This is a genomic window from Streptomyces sp. NPDC059010, from assembly GCF_042740355.1.
Lineage (GTDB): Bacteria > Actinomycetota > Actinomycetes > Streptomycetales > Streptomycetaceae > Streptomyces.
Genome location: NZ_JBHYJA010000041.1, coordinates 39,876 through 58,215, shown reverse-complemented (window position 1 = coordinate 58,215; position 18,340 = coordinate 39,876). Strand labels below are relative to the sequence as shown.

Here is an 18,340-nt window from a genome sequence, read left to right as displayed (position 1 = left end):
GGGGGTTAACAACAAACACCCGCTCGCGCGGGGGGGGGGGGCCCCCGCGCCCCCCCCCCCCCCGCCGGCCCCCCCCCCCCCCCGGCGGGGGGCGCCCCCACCGCGATTTCACGACGGTCCGGGCAGGCCGCCCGGCGACGGCTCAGGCGGTCGGCGCCGGAATGTACGGCGCGAGATCCGCCGCCAGTTCCTCGTGCACCCGCGCCTTGAGCAGCGTGCCCTCCGGGGTGTGCTCCTCGGAGATCACCTCGCCCTCGGTGTGGGCGCGGGCGACCAGCTTGCCGTGGGTGTACGGCACGAGCGCCTCGACCTCGACGGACGGCCTCGGCAGCTCGTTGTCGATGAGCGCGAGCAGCTCCTTGATGCCCTGACCGGTGCGGGCCGAGACGGCGATGGAACGCTTCTCGATCCGCATGAGCCGCTGAAGGGTCAGCGGGTCGGCCGCGTCCGCCTTGTTGATCACGACGATCTCCGGTACGTCGACGGCGCCGACGTCCCTGATCACCTCGCGCACGGCGGCCAGCTGCTCCTCCGGGTTCGGGTGCGCCCCGTCCACCACGTGCAGGATCAGGTCGGACTCGCCGACCTCCTCCATGGTGGAGCGGAACGCCTCGACCAGGTGGTGCGGCAGGTGCCGTACGAAACCGACCGTGTCGGCCAGGGTGTACAGCCGTCCGCTCGGGGTCTCGGCCCGGCGCACGGTCGGGTCGAGGGTCGCGAACAGGGCGTTCTCCACCAGCACGCCCGCGCCCGTGAGGCGGTTGAGCAGGGAGGACTTGCCGGCGTTGGTGTAGCCGGCGATGGCCACCGACGGCACCTTGTGGCGCTTGCGCTCATTGCGCTTGATCTCGCGGCCGGTCTTCATCTCCGCGATCTCCCGGCGCATCTTCGCCATCTTCTCGCGGATCCGTCGCCGGTCCGTCTCGATCTTGGTCTCACCGGGACCACGGGTGGCGAGGCCGCCGCCCTTGCCGCCGCCCATCTGCCGGGACAGCGACTGACCCCAGCCGCGGAGCCTCGGCAGCATGTACTGCATCTGCGCGAGCGCGACCTGCGCCTTGCCCTCTCGGGACTTGGCGTGCTGGGCGAAGATGTCGAGGATCAGGGCCGTGCGGTCGATGACCTTGACCTTGACGACGTCCTCAAGGTGGATGAGCTGCCCCGGACTGAGCTCACCGTCGCAGATGACGGTGTCGGCGCCGGTCTCCAGGACGATGTCCCGCAGCTCGTCGGCCTTGCCGGAGCCGATGTAGGTGGCCGCGTCGGGCTTGTCGCGACGCTGGACCACGCCGTCGAGCACGAGCGCGCCCGCGGTCTCCGCGAGGGCGGCGAGCTCCGCCAGCGAGTTGTCCGCGTCCTGCGCGGTCCCCGAGGTCCAGACACCGACGAGCACGACCCGCTCCAGACGGAGCTGGCGGTACTCGACCTCGGTGACGTCCTCAAGCTCGGTGGAGAGACCGGCGACGCGGCGCAGAGCCGCGCGCTCGGAGCGGTCGAACTGGTCGCCGTCCCGCTCTCCGTCGATCTCGTGGCTCCAGGCGACGTCCTCTTCCATCAGGGCATCGGCCCGAAGACCTTCGGGATTGCTGTACGCGAAGCGCTGAGTGTCCTGGGAAAAGGAAGAAGAGGAGGTCATTGGGTCCTTACGTCGATGGGTGATCCGTTGGCGCCGACGGCGGCAGCGACGCAGGCGCCTCGGAACGGGTCCGTAGCGCCCGGAATCTGGTCCGTCACTGCTGACAACGTACGAGTGCCCCGGGAGATTCCCGTGCCCCGTGCCGCGCCGACCCGAAGATGGTCGCACGGCACGGGGCGTCTCGTCACCGCCTTATTCCGCGGTCTTCCCGGTCTTGTCGGCCTTGTCGGTCTTCCCGCTCTTCACGGGCTTGCCCGCCGTCCCGGCCTTGGCGGGCTTCCCCGTCGTCGCCGGCTGCTTGCCGGGGTCCGTGGCCTTCCACTCCGGCCGGCCCGGCATCGGCGGGGTCTTCTCGCCGTAGAGCCAGGACTGCATGAACCCGTGCAGGTGGCGTCCGGAGACCTCCTCCGCGAGCGCGACGAAGTCCGAGGTCGAGGCGGTCCGGTCCTGGTAGCGGCTCACCCACGCGCGTTGCAGCCGCTCGAAGGCCGGGGCGCCGATCTCCTGCCGGAGGGCGTACAGGACCAGGGCCGCTCCGTCGTAGACGTTCGGCCGGAAGATGCCGTTCTTCTTGCCGGGCTCGGGCGCCTTGGGGGACGCGGGCGGTCCGCCGGCCGCGCGCCAGCGGTCGGAGGCGGCGTAGGCGGCCTTCATCCGGGCCTCCAGCGGCCGGTCCGCCTTCTCCGCCGCGTACAGGGCCTCGTACCAGGTGGCGTGCCCCTCGCTGAGCCACAGGTCGGACCAGGTGCGCGGGCTGACGCTGTCGCCGAACCACTGGTGCGCCAGCTCATGCACCATGATCGACTCGACGTACCACTTCGGGAAGGCGGGCTCGGTGAAGAGCCCTCGTTCGAAGAGGGAGAGCGTCTGGGTCTCCAGCTCGAAGCCGGTGGAGGCGTCGGCCACGAGCAGGCCGTACGTCTCGAAGGGGTACTCCCCGATCTTGCTCTCCATCCAGGAGATCTGTTCGGGGGTCTTCTTCAGCCACGGTTCGAGCTTCTCGCGCTGCCCGGTGGGCACGACGTCGCGGACGGGCAGTCCGTGCGGCCCGGTGCGGGTCAGCACCTTGGAGCGGCCGATGGACACCTGGGCGATCTCGGTGGCCATGGGGTGCGCGGTGCGGTACGTCCATGTCGTCGCCTTGCCCGCGCGGTTCGTGTCGGCCCGCTGGCCGTTGGCAACGACCGTGTAACCGTTGGGCGCGGTGACCCGGAAGGTGAACATCGCCTTGTCGGAGGGGTGGTCGTTGCACGGGAACACCACGTGGGCGGCGTCGGCCTGGTTGGCCATGGCAAGCCCGTCGGCGGTCCGTACCCAGCCGCCCTCCCGCTTCTCCCCGTACTCGGGATCACTGGTGTGCCGCACGGTGATCCGCGTCCAGTTGCCCTCGGACAACGGGGTCTCGGGCGTGATCACGAGATCCTCACCGGCGGTGCTGAACTTCGCGGGCGACCCGTCGACCTCGACGGACTCGACCTGGCCGTGGGCGAAGTCCAGGTTAATGCGGTCGAGATCCGCGGTCGTCCAGGCGTCGATCCTGGTCACGGCCTGAAGGTGCTTGGTGTTGGTGCCCGGATAGGTGAAGGAGAGGTCGTACGCCGCCACGTCGTAGCCGGGGTTGCCCAGGTGCGGGTAGAGGCGGTCGCCGACACCCAGGGGTGTGGCGGGGGCGCTCGCGGCGAGGAGACAGGTGGAGACGGCCAGGGCGAGCAGCGCGGGCACCCTGCGGCGGGCGGATCGGGGGCGAGGGCGAGGGGCGCCAGGGACTGGTCGCAAGGCCTCGATGCGGGGGATGAGCAGCATGCACCACGGCTATCAGCGCGCGCGTGCGGGACGGCGGCGACGCGCGACCAGCACACTCGAAGGGGTGTGTCGGGTGGATGCAGTCCAGGGAACGGCGTGCGGCGCACCGTCGGCGCTGGGTGGTGCGAGAGGGGTGCCGGGGGGTGCGGGCTGCACCGTAGGGCGCTCCCGCCCACGCACACGCCCGGCGTGAACCGCGCTCCCTCACACCCCGTGCGTCTGCGTCTGGGTCTGCGCCCGGCTCACGTCGTACACGCCCGCGACGTTCCGCATGGCCCGCATCAACCCCGGGAGCTGCGCCGCGTCCGGGAGTTGGACCGTGTAGGTGTGGCGTACGCGCTGCTGGGTCGGCGGCTCGACCGTCGCCGAGACGATTTCCGCGCCCTCCTGGGCCATCGCTTCCGTGAGGTCCGCCAGCAGGTGCGGGCGAACGAACGATTCGGCGACCAGGGTGACCCGGCACTCGGTGGTGTCCCCCCAGCGCACGTCGACCTCCGGGCGCCCCACGCCCTTCATCCGCGCCACCGCCGCGCACCCGACCCGGTGGACGGTCACCACTCCCCCGCGCACGGTGAACCCGGTGACCTCGTCGGGCGGTACGGGGGTGCAGCAGCCGGCGAGGCGTACGGACGCGCCGGGCCGGTCGACGAGGACGTTGCCCGCCGCGGAGCGGCCGGCCGACCCGGTGAGCGGCCCCTCGGCGGCCGGGCGGGCGGCCGGTTCCTCCGAGGCGTCCGCCCTGCTCGCCGAAGCGTCCGGCTCGGGCCGGAAGGGCTCCTCCCCGGGCTCCTCGCCCCCGACGGTGTCGACCTGCGGCGGATGGGTGGCCAGCCATCGCTGGATGGCGATGCGGGCGGCGGCCGTGTGGGCGTGCTCCAGCCACTCCCTGGAGGGCTCCGAGGCCGGGTCCTGGCCCATGAGGAGCTGGACGGTGTCGCCGTCCCGCAGAACCGTGCTGAGGGTCGCCAGGCGGCCGTTGACGCGGGCGCCGATGCACGCGTGCGCGTCCTCGCCGTACTGCGCGTACGCGGCGTCCACACAGGTCGCGCCCTCGGGCAGGCCCAGGGTGCCGCCGTCGGGCCGGAAGACGGTGATCTCGCGGTCCTGGGCAAGGTCCTCGCGCAGGGTGGACCAGAAGGTGTCCGGGTCGGGGGCGCCCTCCTGCCAGTCGAGGAGACGGGAGAGCCAGCCGGGGCGGGTGGGGTCCACCCGCTCGCCGTCGCTCGTGGCGGCCTGCTCCTCCGCGGGAGCGGCGTAGGGATTGCCGAGCGCGACGACGCCTGCCTCGGCGACCTTGTGCATCTGGTGGGTGCGGATGAGGACTTCGGTGACCTGACCGTCCTCGCGGGCCACGGCGGTGTGCAGCGACTGGTACAGGTTGAACTTGGGGACGGCGATGAAGTCCTTGAACTCCGAGACCACGGGCGTCATACAGGTGTGCAGTTCGCCCAGGACGGCGTAACAGTCCGCGTCCTCGGTCACCAGCACCAGCAGCCGTCCGAAGTCCGCGCCGCGCAACCGCCCCCGCTTGCGGGCCACTCGGTGCACGGAGACGAAGTGGCGTGGCCGGATGAGGACTTCGGCCTGGATGTCGGCCTCGCGCAGGACCGTGCGCATCGCGTCGGCCATCTCGGCGAGCGGGTCGTCCGCGCGGGAGGCGTTGTCGACGATCAACTCCCGTGTGTGCTCGTACTCCTCGGGGTGCAGGATCGCGAAGACCAGGTCCTCCAGTTCGGTCTTGAGCGCCTGGACGCCGAGTCGTTCGGCGAGCGGGATGAGGACGTCGCGGGTCACCTTGGCGATGCGGGCCTGTTTCTCGGGGCGCATCACGCCGAGGGTGCGCATGTTGTGCAGCCGGTCGGCGAGTTTGATCGACATCACCCGGACGTCGTTGCCGGTGGCGACGAGCATCTTGCGAAAAGTCTCGGGCTCGGCGGCGGCGCCGTAGTCGACCTTCTCCAGCTTCGTCACGCCGTCGACGAGGAAGCGGACCTCGGCGTCGAACTGCTCGCCGACCTGATCGAGCGTCACCTCGGTGTCCTCGACGGTGTCGTGGAGCAGCGAGGCCGTCAAGGTCGTGGTCTCCGCGCCGAGTTCGGCGAGGATCAGGGTCACGGCGAGCGGGTGTGTGATGTACGGCTCGCCGCTCTTGCGCATCTGGCCGCGGTGCGAGGACTCGGCCAGCACATAGGCGCGGCGCAGCGGTTCGAGGTCGGCGTCCGGGTGGTGGGCGCGGTGGGCGTCGACGACATGGCCGATCGCGTCGGGCAGCCGGTCGCGCGAGGCGGGGCCGAGCAGGGCGGCCCGGCCGAGGCGGCGCAGATCGAGCCGGGCGCGGGCCTTCCTGCGCGGCACGGCAGGCGTCGCAGGGCCTGCTACCGGGCCTGGCGTCGCGGGGTTCGTTGCCTCCGCACTCATGGGCACCTCCGGCTGCGTGGACCGGCGGACGGGGTGCCCCATGGCGGACACGGCACAGGGGTGGCGGCTTCTCCCCCGTCCGGGCCGGTGCTTGATGCTACCGAGCCCATCACGTGCGGCTGACCGCCTCTCGCCGAGCGTGAAACGGATCACCCATTCGAGCGAGGGTTCGCAGGATTATTGTTTCGCGCCAACCCACGAACGGGAGTTCGTGATTCCGGAGCGTGCCCGGGGCGCGGGTGCCCCAACTCTGAGGCCGTGAGCAGCCCCGGGCTCTGATACCAAGCCGGCGAACCGCTCAGCGACCGAGCGATTCCAGCCACTCCGCGTCGATCTCTCCCTCGGCCACGATCACCGCGGGACCGGTCATCTCGATCTCGCCGTCGGGCCGCTCGGTGATCACCAGGGTGCCGCCGGGCACATCGACGGTGTACGTCGCGGGTGCTCCGGTGACCGCCGGGTCGGCCCCGTCCCGTCGCGCGGCGGCCACGGCGACGGCACACGCGCCCGTGCCGCACGACCGGGTCTCACCGGCACCGCGCTCGTGCACGCGCAGGGCGACGTGCTGGGGACCGCGGTCGACCACGAACTCGACGTTGACCCCGTCCGGATACGCGGAGGCCGGGCTGAACGGCGGCGGGGAGTACAGGTTGCCGGCGTGCGCGAGGTCGTCCACGAAGGCGACGGCGTGCGGGTTGCCCATGTTCACGTTGCGTGCGGGCCAGCTGCGCTCGCCGACGCTGACCGTGACGTCCCCTTCGGGGAGCAGAGCCTTGCCCATGCCGACCGTGACATCACCCGCGGCGGAGCCGCTCTGGGACGCGGTCTTGGCGATGTGCACGGTCTTCACGCCCCCGCGCGTGGCCAGCGCGAGGTCGCCCTCGGTCACGTGTCCGGCGCGCTGGAGGTAGCGCGCGAAGACGCGCACGCCGTTTCCGCACATCTCCGCGATCGAGCCGTCGCCGTTGCGGTAGTCCATGAACCACTCGGCCTCGGCCGCCATGTGCCTGGCCTCGGGGTGCGCCGCGGACCGGACCACGTGCAGCAGCCCGTCACCGCCGATGCCCGCGCGACGGTCGCACAGGGCGGCGACGGCGGCCTGCGGCAGGTCGATGACGTTCTCGGGGTCCGGGACGATCACGAAGTCGTTCTCGGTGCCGTGACCCTTGAGGAAGGCGATCCGCGTGCTCATTCCTCGATCGTAAGGGGTCGGTACGACACCGCAGGCCGACGCGGGGTCCTACGACCGCCCACGTGCGCGTGGGGTGCGCCGACGAGGCACGCGCGTGCGTGCGTGAAGGTCAGCGCAGCCGGGCCACTCGCCACACGGCGAGCACGACCACCGCGACGACGAGCAGGGCGTACGCCAGCGCGACCCGCCAGTCCGCCCTGCGGCCGGAGCCCCGCTGCGGCAACCCGGGCCACGTGTAACCGACGCGGCGGGCGGCCATCATGCCCCAGCCGGCCGCGCAGGAGCAGATCAGCAGCCCCAGCATGGCGATCACGGCGCCGCTGTCGCCGAAGTCGAAGGCCAGCGGGAACGCGAACATCAGGGAGCCGACCGCGGCCAGGGACACGATGGGCGCGAGCTGCCAGATGCGCAGCCGGCGCTGCGGGCGCAGCTCGACCTCTACCTCCGGGCCGCCGGCGTACATCTCCTCGGGCTCGGGACCGTCGTCGGTGACACCACCCTCGGTCTCGGTCTCGTCGAGCCCGTCGGGGATCGGACGGTCGCCGTCCTGTTCACGTTCACCCTGGTCAGTGGTGACGTGCTCGGTGCCTTGTGCGGTGTCGCGAGGGCCGGCCTCCATCGCCACGCGCCCTCCCAACTCGGACTCCACTTGGTCGATCGAAGCTCGATGATGGCATGGCGCCGGAGGCCGGGATGACGGCCGGAGCGTCCCGATGCCATCACGTGATCAGGCTGTAACCGGTCGTTCGACCAACGCCAGGGCGAGATGCGGAAGTTCTGTGAGATCTGCCGCAGCCCCACTCAGCCAGTGCACCCGCGGATCCCGCCTGAACCACGAATCCTGGCGGCGCGCGAAGCGCTTGGTGGCCCGTACGGTCTCGGCCCGCGCTTCTTCGAGGGTGCACTCCCCGGCGAGCGCCGCGAGCACCTGCTGGTAGCCGAGCGCACGCGAGGCCGTACGCCCCTCACGCAACCCCTGCGCCTCCAGCGCGCGCACCTCGTCCACGAGCCCGGCGTCCCACATCCGGTCGACGCGCCGGGCGATGCGCTCGTCCAGTTCGGGGCGGGCCACGTCGACGCCTATCTGGACGGTGTCGTAGATCGAGTCGTGGCCGGGGAGGTTGGCGGTGAAGGGCTGGCCGGTGATCTCGATCACTTCGAGGGCGCGGACGATCCGGCGGCCGTTGCTGGGCAGGATCGCCTGCCCGGCCTCGGGGTCGGCGGCGGCCAAGCGGGCGTGCAGCGCCCCGGAGCCGCGCAGCGCCAGCTCCTCCTCCAGCCGGGCCCTGACCTCGGGGTCGGTGCCGGGGAACTCCAGATTGTCGACGGCGGCGCGGACGTACAGCCCCGAGCCGCCGACGAGGATCGGCCAGCGCCCGTCGGCGAGCAGTGCGTCGATCCGCTCCCGGGCGAGCCGCTGGTACTCGGCGACCGACGCGGTGACCGTCACGTCCCAGATGTCCAGCAGGTGGTGCGGGACGCCGGCGCGCTCCTCGGGCGTCAGCTTGGCGGTGCCGATGTCCATCCCTCGGTAGAGCTGCATGGAGTCGGCGTTGACGACCTCGCCGCCGAGCCGCTGGGCGAGAAAGACGCCCAGATCGGACTTTCCGGCTGCGGTGGGTCCGACGACGGCGATGACGCGGGGGGCGGGGGATGCACTACTCACCGCCCCAGTCTCGCAAACCTCACGGGGTGGACTCGAACGAGTTACGTGACGGCACGCGCGCGGGGTCGTTGCCAGTTGCGAGGTTTTCGCCGCTGGTTTCGAGGGGGCGGCAACCGGGCGGCGCAATCGGGCGCACCGGACGACGCGGGATTTCGCCCGCACGAGTAACGTATGGAGTGGATATGGGCGTTTTTGCACGACTTCTCCGGAGGTCGAAGGTCACGGAGGAGGCGTCAACCGCCGAGGCGCAGGCCGACACCCCAACGGCCGAAGCCACGGCGGATGAGGCGGCAGAGGCGAAGGGGTCGGCGGAGGCCAAGGCCGAGGACGCCGCCGAGTCGGCGGCAGCGGAGTCCACCGAGAGCGCCGCCAAGGACGGTGCCGAGGACGGCGTCGAGATCCCCAAGCAGCAGTCCGCCGACGAGGCGGCCGACAGTGAGGCCGGTGAGGGCGCCCGCACGTAGCTGCCCCGCGCGGGAAGGTGAAGCATGCGTCTGATGGATAGTTTGAAAGCCAGACTCGCCCCGGCCAAGGGCAAGGTCTCCGACTTCGCACACCGGCACAAGGTCTCGGACTTCGCGCAGCGGCACGAGGAAAAGGTCCAGCACGGCCTCGACAAGGCCGCGAAGGTCGTCGACGAGAAGACCAAGGGCAAGTACAGCAACAAGATCCATACGGGCACGGACAAGGCCAAGGGCGCCATGGACCGACTCGCGCACAAGGGCGACGGCACGGGGACCGGCAGCAGCACACCGCCGCCGGGCTCACCCCCGCCGACGACCTGAACGGCACATCGACGGACGGCCGCGGAGCTTGAGGGCTCCCGGCCGTCCGCCGTTTGCCCGATGTGCCCTGCCCAGCCTGGTGCGCGCTGCCGTCCCGCGTCGGGCGTGCTCTACGACCAGGTCGCGACCAGGTACCCGACCCCGTACGGCGCGTCGTCGTACAGCAGGGTGCCCGAGAGGTCCGCCTGCTCGGCGGCGCCCGCGAGGATCTGCCACGGCGCCCGGCCGGAGGCCTTCAGGTCGTGCGCGAGCTGGATGTCCAGCGTCTTGAGCGCGGCCATGTCCGCCTTGCCCAGCGCACGTGCGACGGACGCGTCGAACGGCTCCGCGCGCTCGTCGAGGTAGCCGGGGGCCTTGAGCGTGCGGCAGGCGCTGGCGTCGCCCATCACCAGCAGCGCCACCCGCTCGGACCGGGCGGCGATGTCTCTTCCGATTTCAATACACCGCTCGACCGTCAGAGGTTCCACCGCGAGGCCCTCGATCGGGGCGTCCGCCCATCCGGTCCGCTCCAGCAGCCACGCGGCGACGGCGAGCGAAGCCGGAAGGGGTCCTCGCGATGGCTCCGGAAGCGTCTCCTGGCCCGCGGCAGCGCGCCCCAGCCGTACGTCGACGTCCACGCCGAACCCGCGGAAGGAACCCGCCGTCCCCTGCGCGTACGTCCAGTGCCCACTCTCGTCGGCGGGCCCCACGACCACCAGCCGGTCCGGCCGGGCTGCCGCGAGTACGCCGAGCGCGTCCGTGCAGGCGGCACGCGCGGTGTCCAGCTCGGGGGCGGCGCCCGCCGCGAGCTCGGGCACCAGGAGCGGCGGGCAGGGGCAGACTGCGGCGGCGACAAGCATGATCGGGAGCCTACTGCGAGGGGGGCGGCTCGGCGTCGGTGCTCCACACCCGCCGGGCCAGCTGGAACAAGACGCGGTGGGAGGTCATCCGGCCCTCTATGCGCGCGTAGTACGCGTCCCCGTCACCGACCCTGAACACCTCACGGCTCCGCTGACGCAGCCCGCTGCGGGGCTTGTGGGTGCAGGCGACCTCGTAGAGGAAGGCGCGGGCCTGCTCCAGGGTGCCCTCGAAGCGGGCCGCCTCCTCGTAGCGGTACTGCTCCCCCGAACCGGACTGCACGACCACGACCCACTGAGCCATGTCCGCCCCCGCCCTCCTGCTCGGTCCGCCCCAGCACGCGCGCGTGGGGTCAGTGTGCCGCGCAGCCGCCCGTCGCCGCCGGCAGTGGCTCGGGGACGCCGATCTTCGGCAGGCCGAGCAGGACGCCGGCCGGCTTGGCGGCCTCGGTGGTGTTGCGCTTCTCCCAGGCATCGCCCGCGCGCGTGCGGCGCACGTCGAGGACGGGGCCCTCGGCGAGAAGGTGGTGCGGGGCGGCGTACGTGATCTCGACGGTGACCACGTCGCCGGGGCGTACTTCCTGGTCCGGCTTGGTGAAGTGGACCAGTCGGTTGTCGGGGGCGCGGCCGGAGAGACGGTGCGTGGCGTCGTCCTTGCGGCCCTCGCCCTCGGCGACCATCAGCTCCAGTATCCGGCCGACCTGCTTCTTGTTCTCCTCCCAGGAGATCTCCTCCTGAAGGGCGACGAGACGCTCGTAGCGCGCCTGGACGACCTTCTTGGGGATCTGGTTCTCCATGGTCGCGGCCGGGGTTCCGGGGCGCTTGGAGTACTGGAAGGTGAAGGCCTGCGTGAACCGTGCCTCGCGCACCACGTGCATCGTCTCCTCGAAGTCCTCCTCGGTCTCGCCGGGGAAGCCCACGATGATGTCGGTGGTGATCGCGGCGTGCGGGATGGCGGCGCGGACCTTCTCGATGATCCCGAGGTAGCGCTCCTGTCGGTAGGAGCGGCGCATCGCCTTCAAGACGGTGTCCGAGCCGGACTGGAGCGGCATGTGCAGCTGCGGCATCACGTTCGGCGTCTCGGCCATGGCCGCGATCACGTCGTCGGTGAAGTCGCGCGGGTGCGGGGAGGTGAAGCGGACCCGCTCCAGGCCCTCGATCTTTCCGCAGGCCCGCAGCAGCTTGCTGAACGCCTCGCGGTCGCCGATGTCGGAGCCGTACGCGTTGACGTTCTGGCCGAGCAGTGTGATCTCGGAGACGCCCTCGCCGACCAGGGCCTCGATCTCGGCGAGGATGTCGCCGGTGCGACGGTCCTTCTCCTTGCCGCGCAGGGCCGGGACGATGCAGAAGGTGCAGGTGTTGTTGCAGCCGACGGAGATCGACACCCAGGCCGCGTAGGCGCTCTCGCGCCGGGTCGGCAGCGTCGAGGGGAACGCCTCCAGCGACTCGGCGATCTCGACCTGCGCCTCCTCCTGCACGCGCGCGCGTTCCAGCAGGACGGGCAGCTTGCCGATGTTGTGCGTGCCGAAGACGACGTCGACCCAGGGCGCCCGCTTCACGATGGTGTCGCGGTCCTTCTGCGCCAGACAGCCGCCGACCGCGATCTGCATCCCGGGGCGCTTCGTCTTCATCGGCGCGAGGTGGCCGAGGTTGCCGTACAGCTTGTTGTCGGCGTTCTCGCGGACCGCGCAGGTGTTGAAGACGACGACGTCCGCGTCGCCGTTCGCGTCCTCGGGCGCGCGTACGTAACCGGCGTCTTCGAGCAGCCCCGACAATCGCTCGGAATCGTGGACGTTCATCTGGCACCCGTAGGTGCGCACTTCGTACGTCTTGGGTCGAACGTCCACTGCCGTGCTCCGGTCGCTGCTGCTCATGGGACAAGGGTATGCGGTCGTGAGAACCGCCCGTCCCGGACCGAGGTGGCGGGAGGAGAGACGGAAACACAAGCGCCGCTCACCGGCCCGGGGGCGCAGGGCAGGGGCCGGGGCGGGGCCAGGGGCCGGGGCGGGGCGCTACGCCTCGCCGACCGCCCACCCCTGGCGGCGCAGCACACCCGACACGTCCGGTGCCTCGTAGTGCTCCCCCTTGAGTACCTTGCCGTCGGCCCGGCGGGCGACCTGGCCGTCGGGGCCCAGCTTGGTCATGTTGGAGCGGTGGATCTCGGCGAGTACGGCGTCGAGGTCGATCCCGTGGACCAGGGCCGTGCCGTACGCGACGTAGACGACGTCCGCCAGCTCGTGCGCGAGTCTGTCGAGCGGGCCGGTGACGCAGACCTCGGCGACCTCCGCGGCTTCCTCCGCGAGCAGCTCGCCACGGTGCCCGGCCAGTTCCGGGGAGACCTCGGTGGGCGTACTGCGGGCGTCGAGCCCGAAGGCGAGGTGGAACTCACGGACCAGGTCGGCGGGGGAGGAACTCATGTGACCGACTGTAGCGGCCGGGTCCGACAGTCCCTGTCGCGGAGGCGTCCGGCTCCGGCGGTCACACCCAAGCCCTCCCTTTCCTGCCCTTCCTGTGACCCCTGCCCTGGTCAGCACCGCGTACCGGCTGGCAGGATCGCGGCCATGTCCGAGATCCTCACCCGAATCAGCAGGCGCCGGACCCTGCAGGGCGCGGCCGCCGGGTTCGTCGCCCTGGGGCTCCTGCTGTGGTGGCTGCTGCCCCTGGGCGAGGAGCCGCCGAGCGGGACGATCACGTTCAGCACGGGCACGCGCGCGGGGGTGTACCAGGAGTACGGCGCCCTGCTGCGCAAGGAGCTCGCCAAGGACATGCCGCAGCTGAAGGTGAAGCTGCTGACCAGCGACGGCTCACAGGAGAACGTCGAGCGCGTGGCGACCGGGCAGGCCGACTTCACGATCGCGGCCGCCGACGCCGTGGACACGTTCGAGGTCGCCGACAAGCCCGTCATCAACCGGCTGCGCGGGGTCGCCCGGCTGTACGACGACTATGTCCAGCTGGTCGTGCCGCCGAACTCCGACATCCACTCCGTCGCGGACCTGAAGGGCAAGCGGGTGGCGATAGGGCTGCCCGACTCCGGTGTCCGGCTGATCGCCACCCGGGTGCTGGAGGCCGCCGGCATCGACCCGGAGAAGGACATCACGCCCCGGTCGGACGGCATCGACACCGGGCCCGAGCGGCTCGGGCGCGAGCTCGACGCGTTCTTCTGGTCGAGCGGGGTGCCGACGGACGGGCTGGAGAAGATCGCCGAGACCTCCTCGTTCCGGTTCGTGCCGATCGACGCCGACCTCGTCGCCAAGGTGCACGCCCAGGGCGACGCGGCCCACTTCTACCGCGCGACCAACATGCCGGAGTCGGCGTACCCCACCATCCAGAACGGCGACACGGTGCCGACCATCGCCGTCTCCAACCTGCTGATCACCCGCAAGGACATGGATCCCCGGCTCACCGAATGGCTGACCCGCACGGTGATCAAGAGCCGCGACGGCATCGGCGCCCACGTCCACTCCGCGCAACTGGTCGACCTGCGCACGGCGATCTACACCGACCCGCTGTCGTTGCACGAGGGCGCCCAGCGCTACTACCGCTCGGTCAAGCCGTAGGACGTCCGGGCCGAACCGGTAGCAAGCGCTCGGCGTCGGTCCGTCTGCCGTGCCTGCCCGGCTACGACTGCGCGTGGCTACGACTGTGCATGGCTACGACTGGACCGGGCTGTGGCTGTGGCTGTGGCTGTGCCGGGGGGCCGGGCACGGCTGTGGCCGGGCTACTCCTCTGCCGGACTGCGGATGAGCTGTGGGCAACGGCGGAGCCGTAGGCGACGGCTGTGCTGTGGGCAACGGCCGGCCCCTTCGGCTACTGCGTCGGCGCCGTCCTGGGCACCGTCACCGTCACCCGGAGCCCGGTCGGTTCATTGCGGGCGTACGAGATGGAGCCCCCGCCCGCCGCGAGCAGTACCCGCGAGATCGACAGGCCCAGGCCCGAGCCCTTGATGTTCTGGTGCCGGCCGCTGCGCCAGAAGCGGTCGCCGATGCGGGCGAGCTCCTCGTCGGTGAGGCCGGGGCCGTGGTCGGTGACCACGATCGTCGACGCACTGCCGTTGAAGGTCACGGTCACCTCGACGCGCTCGTCCTCCGGCGTGAACTTGACCGCGTTGTCGATCACCGCGTCCAGCGCGCTGGACAGCGCCACCGGATCGGCCCAGGCGGTGGTGGCCGGGCAGTCCCCCACCAGCCGTACTCCCTTGGCCTCGGCGGTCGGCGCCCAGGCCGCGACGCGCTCGGCGGTCAGCGCGCCGACGTCGGTGAGCCGCAGGTCGGCTTCGGTGTGCTCGGCCAGCGCGAGGTCGAGCAGGTCGTCCAGAACCTGGGCCAGGCGCTTGCCCTCGCCCTGGACCGAGGCGATCTCCGCATTGCCCTCCGGTAGTTCGAATGCGAGCAGTTCGATGCGCAGCAGCAGCGCCGCGAGCGGGTTGCGCAGCTGGTGCGAGGCGTCGGCGACGAAGGCGCGCTGCTGCTCCAGCACGTCCTCGACGTTGTCCGCCATCTCGTTGAACGACCGGGCCAGCCGCCGGAGTTCCGGCGGACCGCTGGCAACCGCGACCCGTGTCTTCAGGCGCCCGCTCGCGATCGCGTGTGTGGTGGTGTCCAGCACCCGAACCGGCCTGAGCACCCAGCCGGTCAGCCGGAGCGCGGCCCCGACGGCCACCAGCATCGCGGCCGTCAGACCCGCGCCGATGATCAGCCAGCCGTCCAGGATCCGTGAACGCATCTGCCCGGTGGGCGAGTCGGTGACGACGACCGCGACGACGTCGCCGTCCCGGATGACCGGCGAGGCGACGACGAGATGGCCCCGCTGCCAGGGCCACACCTGCTGCGGGTCATGGCTGCGCCGGCTGAGCAGCGACTCCTCGAAGGCCTCGCGCACCTCGCCGGTCTCGGGCAGGAACCAGGTCGTCGGCCCGTTGGCCAGGGGCGTGTCGTTGGGCAGGAAGACGCCGGCCTGGATGCCGTAGACCTCGTAGTAGTTCTCCAGCTCACGGCTGAGGATGCGCAGCTCGTCGCGGGATCCGGAGGTCGTGTCGGCGGCGGGCCGTGCGATCGCCGCGAAGTACGCCGTGTCGTCGATCCGGTCGACGACCACCTTCTGCTGCTGGGCCGAGGCCAGGCTGATGGCGAGTGGTACGCCGAGCGCGAGCAGCACGGCCGCCATCAGGACGATGAGCAGCGGGAGGAGACGAGTGCGCACCCTTACCCGCTACGCGACCGGGGCGACGAGCCGGTAGCCGACGCCTCGTACGGTCTCGATCAGCGCCGGCATGCGCAGCTTGGCGCGCAGGGACGCCACATGCACCTCAAGAGTGCGCCCGGTCCCCTCCCAACTCGTGCGCCACACCTCGCTGATGATCTGCTCCCGGCGGAAGACGACCCCGGGGCGCTGGGCGAGCAGGGCCAGGAGATCGAACTCCTTGCGAGTCAGTTGGACAACCGAACCGTCCACACTGACCTGACGAGTGGGCAGCTCGATGTGTACGGCGCCCAGCCGCAGCACCCCCTCGCCGCCCGTCCCGGCGTCCTCCTGCACGGTGCGCCGGCTGACGGCGTGGATCCGGGCGAGCAGTTCTCCGGTGTCGTACGGCTTCACCACATAGTCGTCGGCCCCGAGGTTGAGGCCGTGGATGCGGGAGCGGACGTCGGAGCGCGCGGTGACCATGATCACCGGGGTGCTGGTGCGCTTGCGGATCTTGCCGCAGACCTCGTATCCGTCCTGGTCGGGCAGGCCGAGGTCGAGGAGGACGACGCCGAAGCCGTTCCCCTCGGGGACGAGCGCCTGAAGGGCCTCCTCGCCGCTACGCGCGTGCGTGACGTCGAAACCGTGCCGCGCCAGGACCGCGGACAGCGCGGCTGCGACATGGTTGTCGTCCTCGACGAGGAGCAGTCTCATCCCGGCCTCCCTCGGTTCACCGGCCGTACGATTCCGATAAGTACACAGTGCGTGCACGCGCGCGTGCACCATGGAAGTCACGCTGATGGACGAGGACGCCGTCAAGTGGTTCCGGTTGCCCGGCAGCTTCCGTTATCCAGCCGGTACGCGCCCAGGCCACAAGTGCTACAACACGTGTCCGATTGCTATCGGATCGTGATGCTCAGATTCCCCTCAGAACTAATGACGCAGGTCGGATACGGTTACTACTGTCCTCCGAAACCGAGGAGGACGGAGCCTGAGAGCGATGACCGAAGTATCGGTGGCCAAGGATGACGTGGCCGCGACCGACGAACTGGTCGTCCTGAAAGACGTCAACAAGCACTTCGGCGCGTTGCACGTACTCCAGGACATCGATCTGACGATCGCCCGCGGTGAGGTCGTCGTGGTCATCGGACCCTCCGGGTCCGGAAAGTCCACCCTGTGCCGCACCATCAACCGCCTGGAGACGATCGACTCCGGCACGATCGCGATCGACGGAAAGCCGCTGCCCGCGGAGGGCAAGGCGCTGGCCAAGCTGCGTGCCGACGTCGGAATGGTCTTCCAGTCCTTCAACCTGTTCGCGCACAAGACCGTGCTCGAAAACGTGATGCTGGGCCAGATGAAGGTCCGCAAGGCCGACAAGAAGAAGGCCGAGGAGAAGGCACGCGCCCTGTTGGACCGCGTGGGTGTGGGTACTCAGGCGGACAAGTACCCCGCACAGCTCTCCGGCGGTCAGCAGCAGCGTGTGGCCATCGCCCGGGCACTCGCCATGGACCCCAAGGTCATGCTCTTCGACGAGCCCACGTCGGCGCTCGACCCGGAGATGATCAATGAGGTCCTGGAGGTCATGCAGCAGCTCGCGCGCGACGGTATGACCATGATCGTCGTCACCCATGAGATGGGCTTCGCCCGTTCGGCCGCCAACCGGGTGGTGTTCATGGCGGACGGCAAGATCGTCGAAGAAGCTGTGCCGGACCAGTTCTTCAGCAACCCTCGCAGCGACCGCGCGAAGGACTTCCTGTCCAAGATCCTGCACCACTGACGGACTGCTTCACGCACCCTACGACCTGCGTCATCACCCTCCGAGGGACACCCCTCCGACGGGGCGCATCTCTTCATCACGCAAAGGATGTTCACCATGAAGCTCCGCAAGGTCTCCGCCGCGGCGGCCGCTGTAGTCGCTCTGTCGATCACTGCTACTGCTTGCGGTGGGGACAACGACAAGGACAGCGACGCAGGCTCCAGTGGCGGCAAGAAGATCACCATCGGCATCAAGTTCGACCAGCCGGGCCTCGGCCAGAAGACCCCGCAGGGCTATGCCGGCTTCGACGTCGACGTCGCCACGTACGTCGCCAAGAAGCTTGGTTACAGCGCGGACCAGATCCAGTGGAAGGAAGCGAAGAGCGCCGACCGCGAGACTCTGCTGCAGCGCGGCGACGTCGACTTCATCGCCGCCACCTACTCGATCACCCCGGAGCGCGAGAAGTCGGTCGACTTCGCCGGCCCGTACCTGCTGGCCCACCAGGACGTCCTGGTCCGCGCCGACGACAACTCCATCAAGTCGCCGGCGGACCTCAACAGCAAGAAGCTGTGTTCCGTCACCGGCTCGACCTCCGCACAGAACGTCAAGGAGAAGCTGGCGCCCAAGGCCCAGTTGCAGCAGTACCCGACCTACTCGGCATGTCTGACCGGTCTGCAGAGCGGTGCCATCGACGCGCTCACCACGGATGACTCGATCCTCGCCGGTTACGCCTCCCAGGCCCAGTACAAGGGCAAGTTCAAGCTGGGCGGCTTCAAGATGACCAACGAGAACTACGGCATCGGCGTCAAGAAGGGCAGCGACCTCAAGGCCAAGATCAACAAGGCGCTTGAGGACATGGTCGCCGACAAGTCGTGGGACACGGCCGTGGAGAAGAACCTCGGCCCGGCCGAGTACAAGAACGAGCCCGCGCCGAAGATCGGCGACGTCAAGAGCTGAAGCAACGCCTGACAGGTGGGGCGGCCACCGCGCCCGAGGGCCCCGTAAAAAACACACCACGGATCTCGGTCGGTTGTGGGGTGTGTGTGTTTGTGTTGGTGCTTGAGAGG

Annotated in this window: 17 protein-coding genes; 5 read left to right on the top strand and 12 right to left on the bottom strand. The window is 70.3% G+C overall.

Annotated features, from left to right (window positions below; all coding sequences use genetic code 11):
* Positions 1–142 precede the first annotated feature (142 nt).
* The 6 genes from hflX to miaA form a co-directional block, all read right to left on the bottom strand.
* Complete coding sequence (gene hflX / locus ACFWYS_RS34695; RefSeq protein WP_384777481.1) at positions 143–1,636, bottom strand: GTPase HflX; 1,494 nt, start codon at positions 1,634–1,636, stop codon at positions 143–145.
* Between the two features lie 192 nt (positions 1,637–1,828).
* On the bottom strand, positions 1,829–3,439 hold the full coding sequence (locus tag ACFWYS_RS34690) for a M1 family metallopeptidase (protein WP_384777478.1): 1,611 nt from the start codon (positions 3,437–3,439) through the stop codon (positions 1,829–1,831).
* A gap of 204 nt (positions 3,440–3,643) precedes the next feature.
* Positions 3,644–5,857 carry a RelA/SpoT family protein gene (locus tag ACFWYS_RS34685; protein ID WP_384777475.1) on the bottom strand — a complete coding sequence of 738 codons (2,214 nt, stop codon included), beginning with the start codon at positions 5,855–5,857 and terminating at the stop codon, positions 3,644–3,646.
* A gap of 298 nt (positions 5,858–6,155) precedes the next feature.
* Positions 6,156–7,049: a diaminopimelate epimerase gene (dapF, locus tag ACFWYS_RS34680; RefSeq protein ID WP_384777472.1), complete on the bottom strand. Its 894-nt coding sequence runs from the start codon at positions 7,047–7,049 to the stop codon at positions 6,156–6,158.
* A 109-nt stretch (positions 7,050–7,158) separates the two neighbouring features.
* Positions 7,159–7,668: a hypothetical protein gene (locus tag ACFWYS_RS34675; protein ID WP_384777558.1), complete on the bottom strand. Its 510-nt coding sequence runs from the start codon at positions 7,666–7,668 to the stop codon at positions 7,159–7,161.
* A gap of 108 nt (positions 7,669–7,776) precedes the next feature.
* A complete protein-coding gene (gene miaA, locus ACFWYS_RS34670) occupies positions 7,777–8,715 on the bottom strand; it encodes a tRNA (adenosine(37)-N6)-dimethylallyltransferase MiaA (RefSeq protein ID WP_384777469.1) in 939 nt (312 codons plus the stop codon).
* Between the two features lie 182 nt (positions 8,716–8,897).
* Between miaA and ACFWYS_RS34665 the strand changes: the two genes are divergently transcribed.
* Together ACFWYS_RS34665 and ACFWYS_RS34660 are read left to right on the top strand one after the other, a co-directional pair.
* On the top strand, positions 8,898–9,179 hold the full coding sequence (locus tag ACFWYS_RS34665) for a hypothetical protein (RefSeq protein ID WP_384777466.1): 282 nt from the start codon (positions 8,898–8,900) through the stop codon (positions 9,177–9,179).
* Positions 9,180–9,203: 24 nt separating this feature from the next.
* The gene (locus ACFWYS_RS34660; RefSeq protein WP_384777463.1) at positions 9,204–9,500 is read left to right on the top strand and encodes an antitoxin; all 297 of its coding nucleotides are present in this window, start codon (positions 9,204–9,206) and stop codon (positions 9,498–9,500) included.
* 110 nt (positions 9,501–9,610) lie between these two features.
* On the opposite strand, the gene ACFWYS_RS34655 is transcribed toward ACFWYS_RS34660, so the two are convergent.
* From ACFWYS_RS34655 to ACFWYS_RS34640, 4 genes are all read right to left on the bottom strand, one after another.
* Positions 9,611–10,339 carry a class III extradiol dioxygenase subunit B-like domain-containing protein gene (locus tag ACFWYS_RS34655; RefSeq protein ID WP_384777460.1) on the bottom strand — a complete coding sequence of 243 codons (729 nt, stop codon included), beginning with the start codon at positions 10,337–10,339 and terminating at the stop codon, positions 9,611–9,613.
* Positions 10,340–10,349: 10 nt separating this feature from the next.
* Positions 10,350–10,640 (bottom strand): hypothetical protein, encoded by a 291-nt coding sequence (locus tag ACFWYS_RS34650; protein WP_384777457.1) that lies wholly within the window; start codon positions 10,638–10,640, stop codon positions 10,350–10,352.
* Between the two features lie 49 nt (positions 10,641–10,689).
* Entirely contained in the window at positions 10,690–12,210 is a 1,521-nt protein-coding gene (gene miaB / locus ACFWYS_RS34645; RefSeq protein WP_384777454.1) for a tRNA (N6-isopentenyl adenosine(37)-C2)-methylthiotransferase MiaB, read from the bottom strand.
* 138 nt (positions 12,211–12,348) lie between these two features.
* On the bottom strand, positions 12,349–12,753 hold the full coding sequence (locus tag ACFWYS_RS34640; RefSeq protein ID WP_384777451.1) for a MazG nucleotide pyrophosphohydrolase domain-containing protein: 405 nt from the start codon (positions 12,751–12,753) through the stop codon (positions 12,349–12,351).
* Between the two features lie 144 nt (positions 12,754–12,897).
* Between ACFWYS_RS34640 and ACFWYS_RS34635 the strand changes: the two genes are divergently transcribed.
* Positions 12,898–13,893 carry a TAXI family TRAP transporter solute-binding subunit gene (locus ACFWYS_RS34635; protein ID WP_384777448.1) on the top strand — a complete coding sequence of 332 codons (996 nt, stop codon included), beginning with the start codon at positions 12,898–12,900 and terminating at the stop codon, positions 13,891–13,893.
* Between the two features lie 250 nt (positions 13,894–14,143).
* On the opposite strand, the gene ACFWYS_RS34630 is transcribed toward ACFWYS_RS34635, so the two are convergent.
* Positions 14,144–15,535 (bottom strand): ATP-binding protein, encoded by a 1,392-nt coding sequence (locus ACFWYS_RS34630; protein ID WP_384777445.1) that lies wholly within the window; start codon positions 15,533–15,535, stop codon positions 14,144–14,146.
* Between the two features lie 9 nt (positions 15,536–15,544).
* On the bottom strand, positions 15,545–16,231 hold the full coding sequence (locus tag ACFWYS_RS34625) for a response regulator transcription factor (protein ID WP_384777442.1): 687 nt from the start codon (positions 16,229–16,231) through the stop codon (positions 15,545–15,547).
* A gap of 286 nt (positions 16,232–16,517) precedes the next feature.
* On the opposite strand from ACFWYS_RS34625, the gene ACFWYS_RS34620 reads away from it, so the two are divergent.
* On the top strand, positions 16,518–17,294 hold the full coding sequence (locus ACFWYS_RS34620; protein WP_384777439.1) for an amino acid ABC transporter ATP-binding protein: 777 nt from the start codon (positions 16,518–16,520) through the stop codon (positions 17,292–17,294).
* A gap of 96 nt (positions 17,295–17,390) precedes the next feature.
* Positions 17,391–18,230, top strand: coding sequence for a glutamate ABC transporter substrate-binding protein (locus tag ACFWYS_RS34615; RefSeq protein WP_384777436.1), 840 nt, complete (start codon positions 17,391–17,393; stop codon positions 18,228–18,230).
* Positions 18,231–18,340: the final 110 nt, after the last annotated feature.

Coding starts and splice junctions, on each gene's coding strand:
- hflX (WP_384777481.1), bottom strand. CDS start 1,636: ATGACCTCCTCTTCTTCCTTTTCCCAGGACACTCAGCGCTTCGCGTAC.
- ACFWYS_RS34690 (WP_384777478.1), bottom strand. CDS start 3,439: ATGCTGCTCATCCCCCGCATCGAGGCCTTGCGACCAGTCCCTGGCGCC.
- ACFWYS_RS34685 (WP_384777475.1), bottom strand. CDS start 5,857: ATGAGTGCGGAGGCAACGAACCCCGCGACGCCAGGCCCGGTAGCAGGC.
- dapF (WP_384777472.1), bottom strand. CDS start 7,049: ATGAGCACGCGGATCGCCTTCCTCAAGGGTCACGGCACCGAGAACGAC.
- ACFWYS_RS34675 (WP_384777558.1), bottom strand. CDS start 7,668: ATGGAGGCCGGCCCTCGCGACACCGCACAAGGCACCGAGCACGTCACC.
- ACFWYS_RS34665 (WP_384777466.1), top strand. CDS start 8,898: ATGGGCGTTTTTGCACGACTTCTCCGGAGGTCGAAGGTCACGGAGGAG.
- ACFWYS_RS34660 (WP_384777463.1), top strand. CDS start 9,204: ATGCGTCTGATGGATAGTTTGAAAGCCAGACTCGCCCCGGCCAAGGGC.
- ACFWYS_RS34655 (WP_384777460.1), bottom strand. CDS start 10,339: ATGCTTGTCGCCGCCGCAGTCTGCCCCTGCCCGCCGCTCCTGGTGCCC.
- ACFWYS_RS34650 (WP_384777457.1), bottom strand. CDS start 10,640: ATGGCTCAGTGGGTCGTGGTCGTGCAGTCCGGTTCGGGGGAGCAGTAC.
- miaB (WP_384777454.1), bottom strand. CDS start 12,210: ATGAGCAGCAGCGACCGGAGCACGGCAGTGGACGTTCGACCCAAGACG.
- ACFWYS_RS34640 (WP_384777451.1), bottom strand. CDS start 12,753: ATGAGTTCCTCCCCCGCCGACCTGGTCCGTGAGTTCCACCTCGCCTTC.
- ACFWYS_RS34635 (WP_384777448.1), top strand. CDS start 12,898: ATGTCCGAGATCCTCACCCGAATCAGCAGGCGCCGGACCCTGCAGGGC.
- ACFWYS_RS34625 (WP_384777442.1), bottom strand. CDS start 16,231: ATGAGACTGCTCCTCGTCGAGGACGACAACCATGTCGCAGCCGCGCTG.
- ACFWYS_RS34620 (WP_384777439.1), top strand. CDS start 16,518: ATGACCGAAGTATCGGTGGCCAAGGATGACGTGGCCGCGACCGACGAA.
- ACFWYS_RS34615 (WP_384777436.1), top strand. CDS start 17,391: ATGAAGCTCCGCAAGGTCTCCGCCGCGGCGGCCGCTGTAGTCGCTCTG.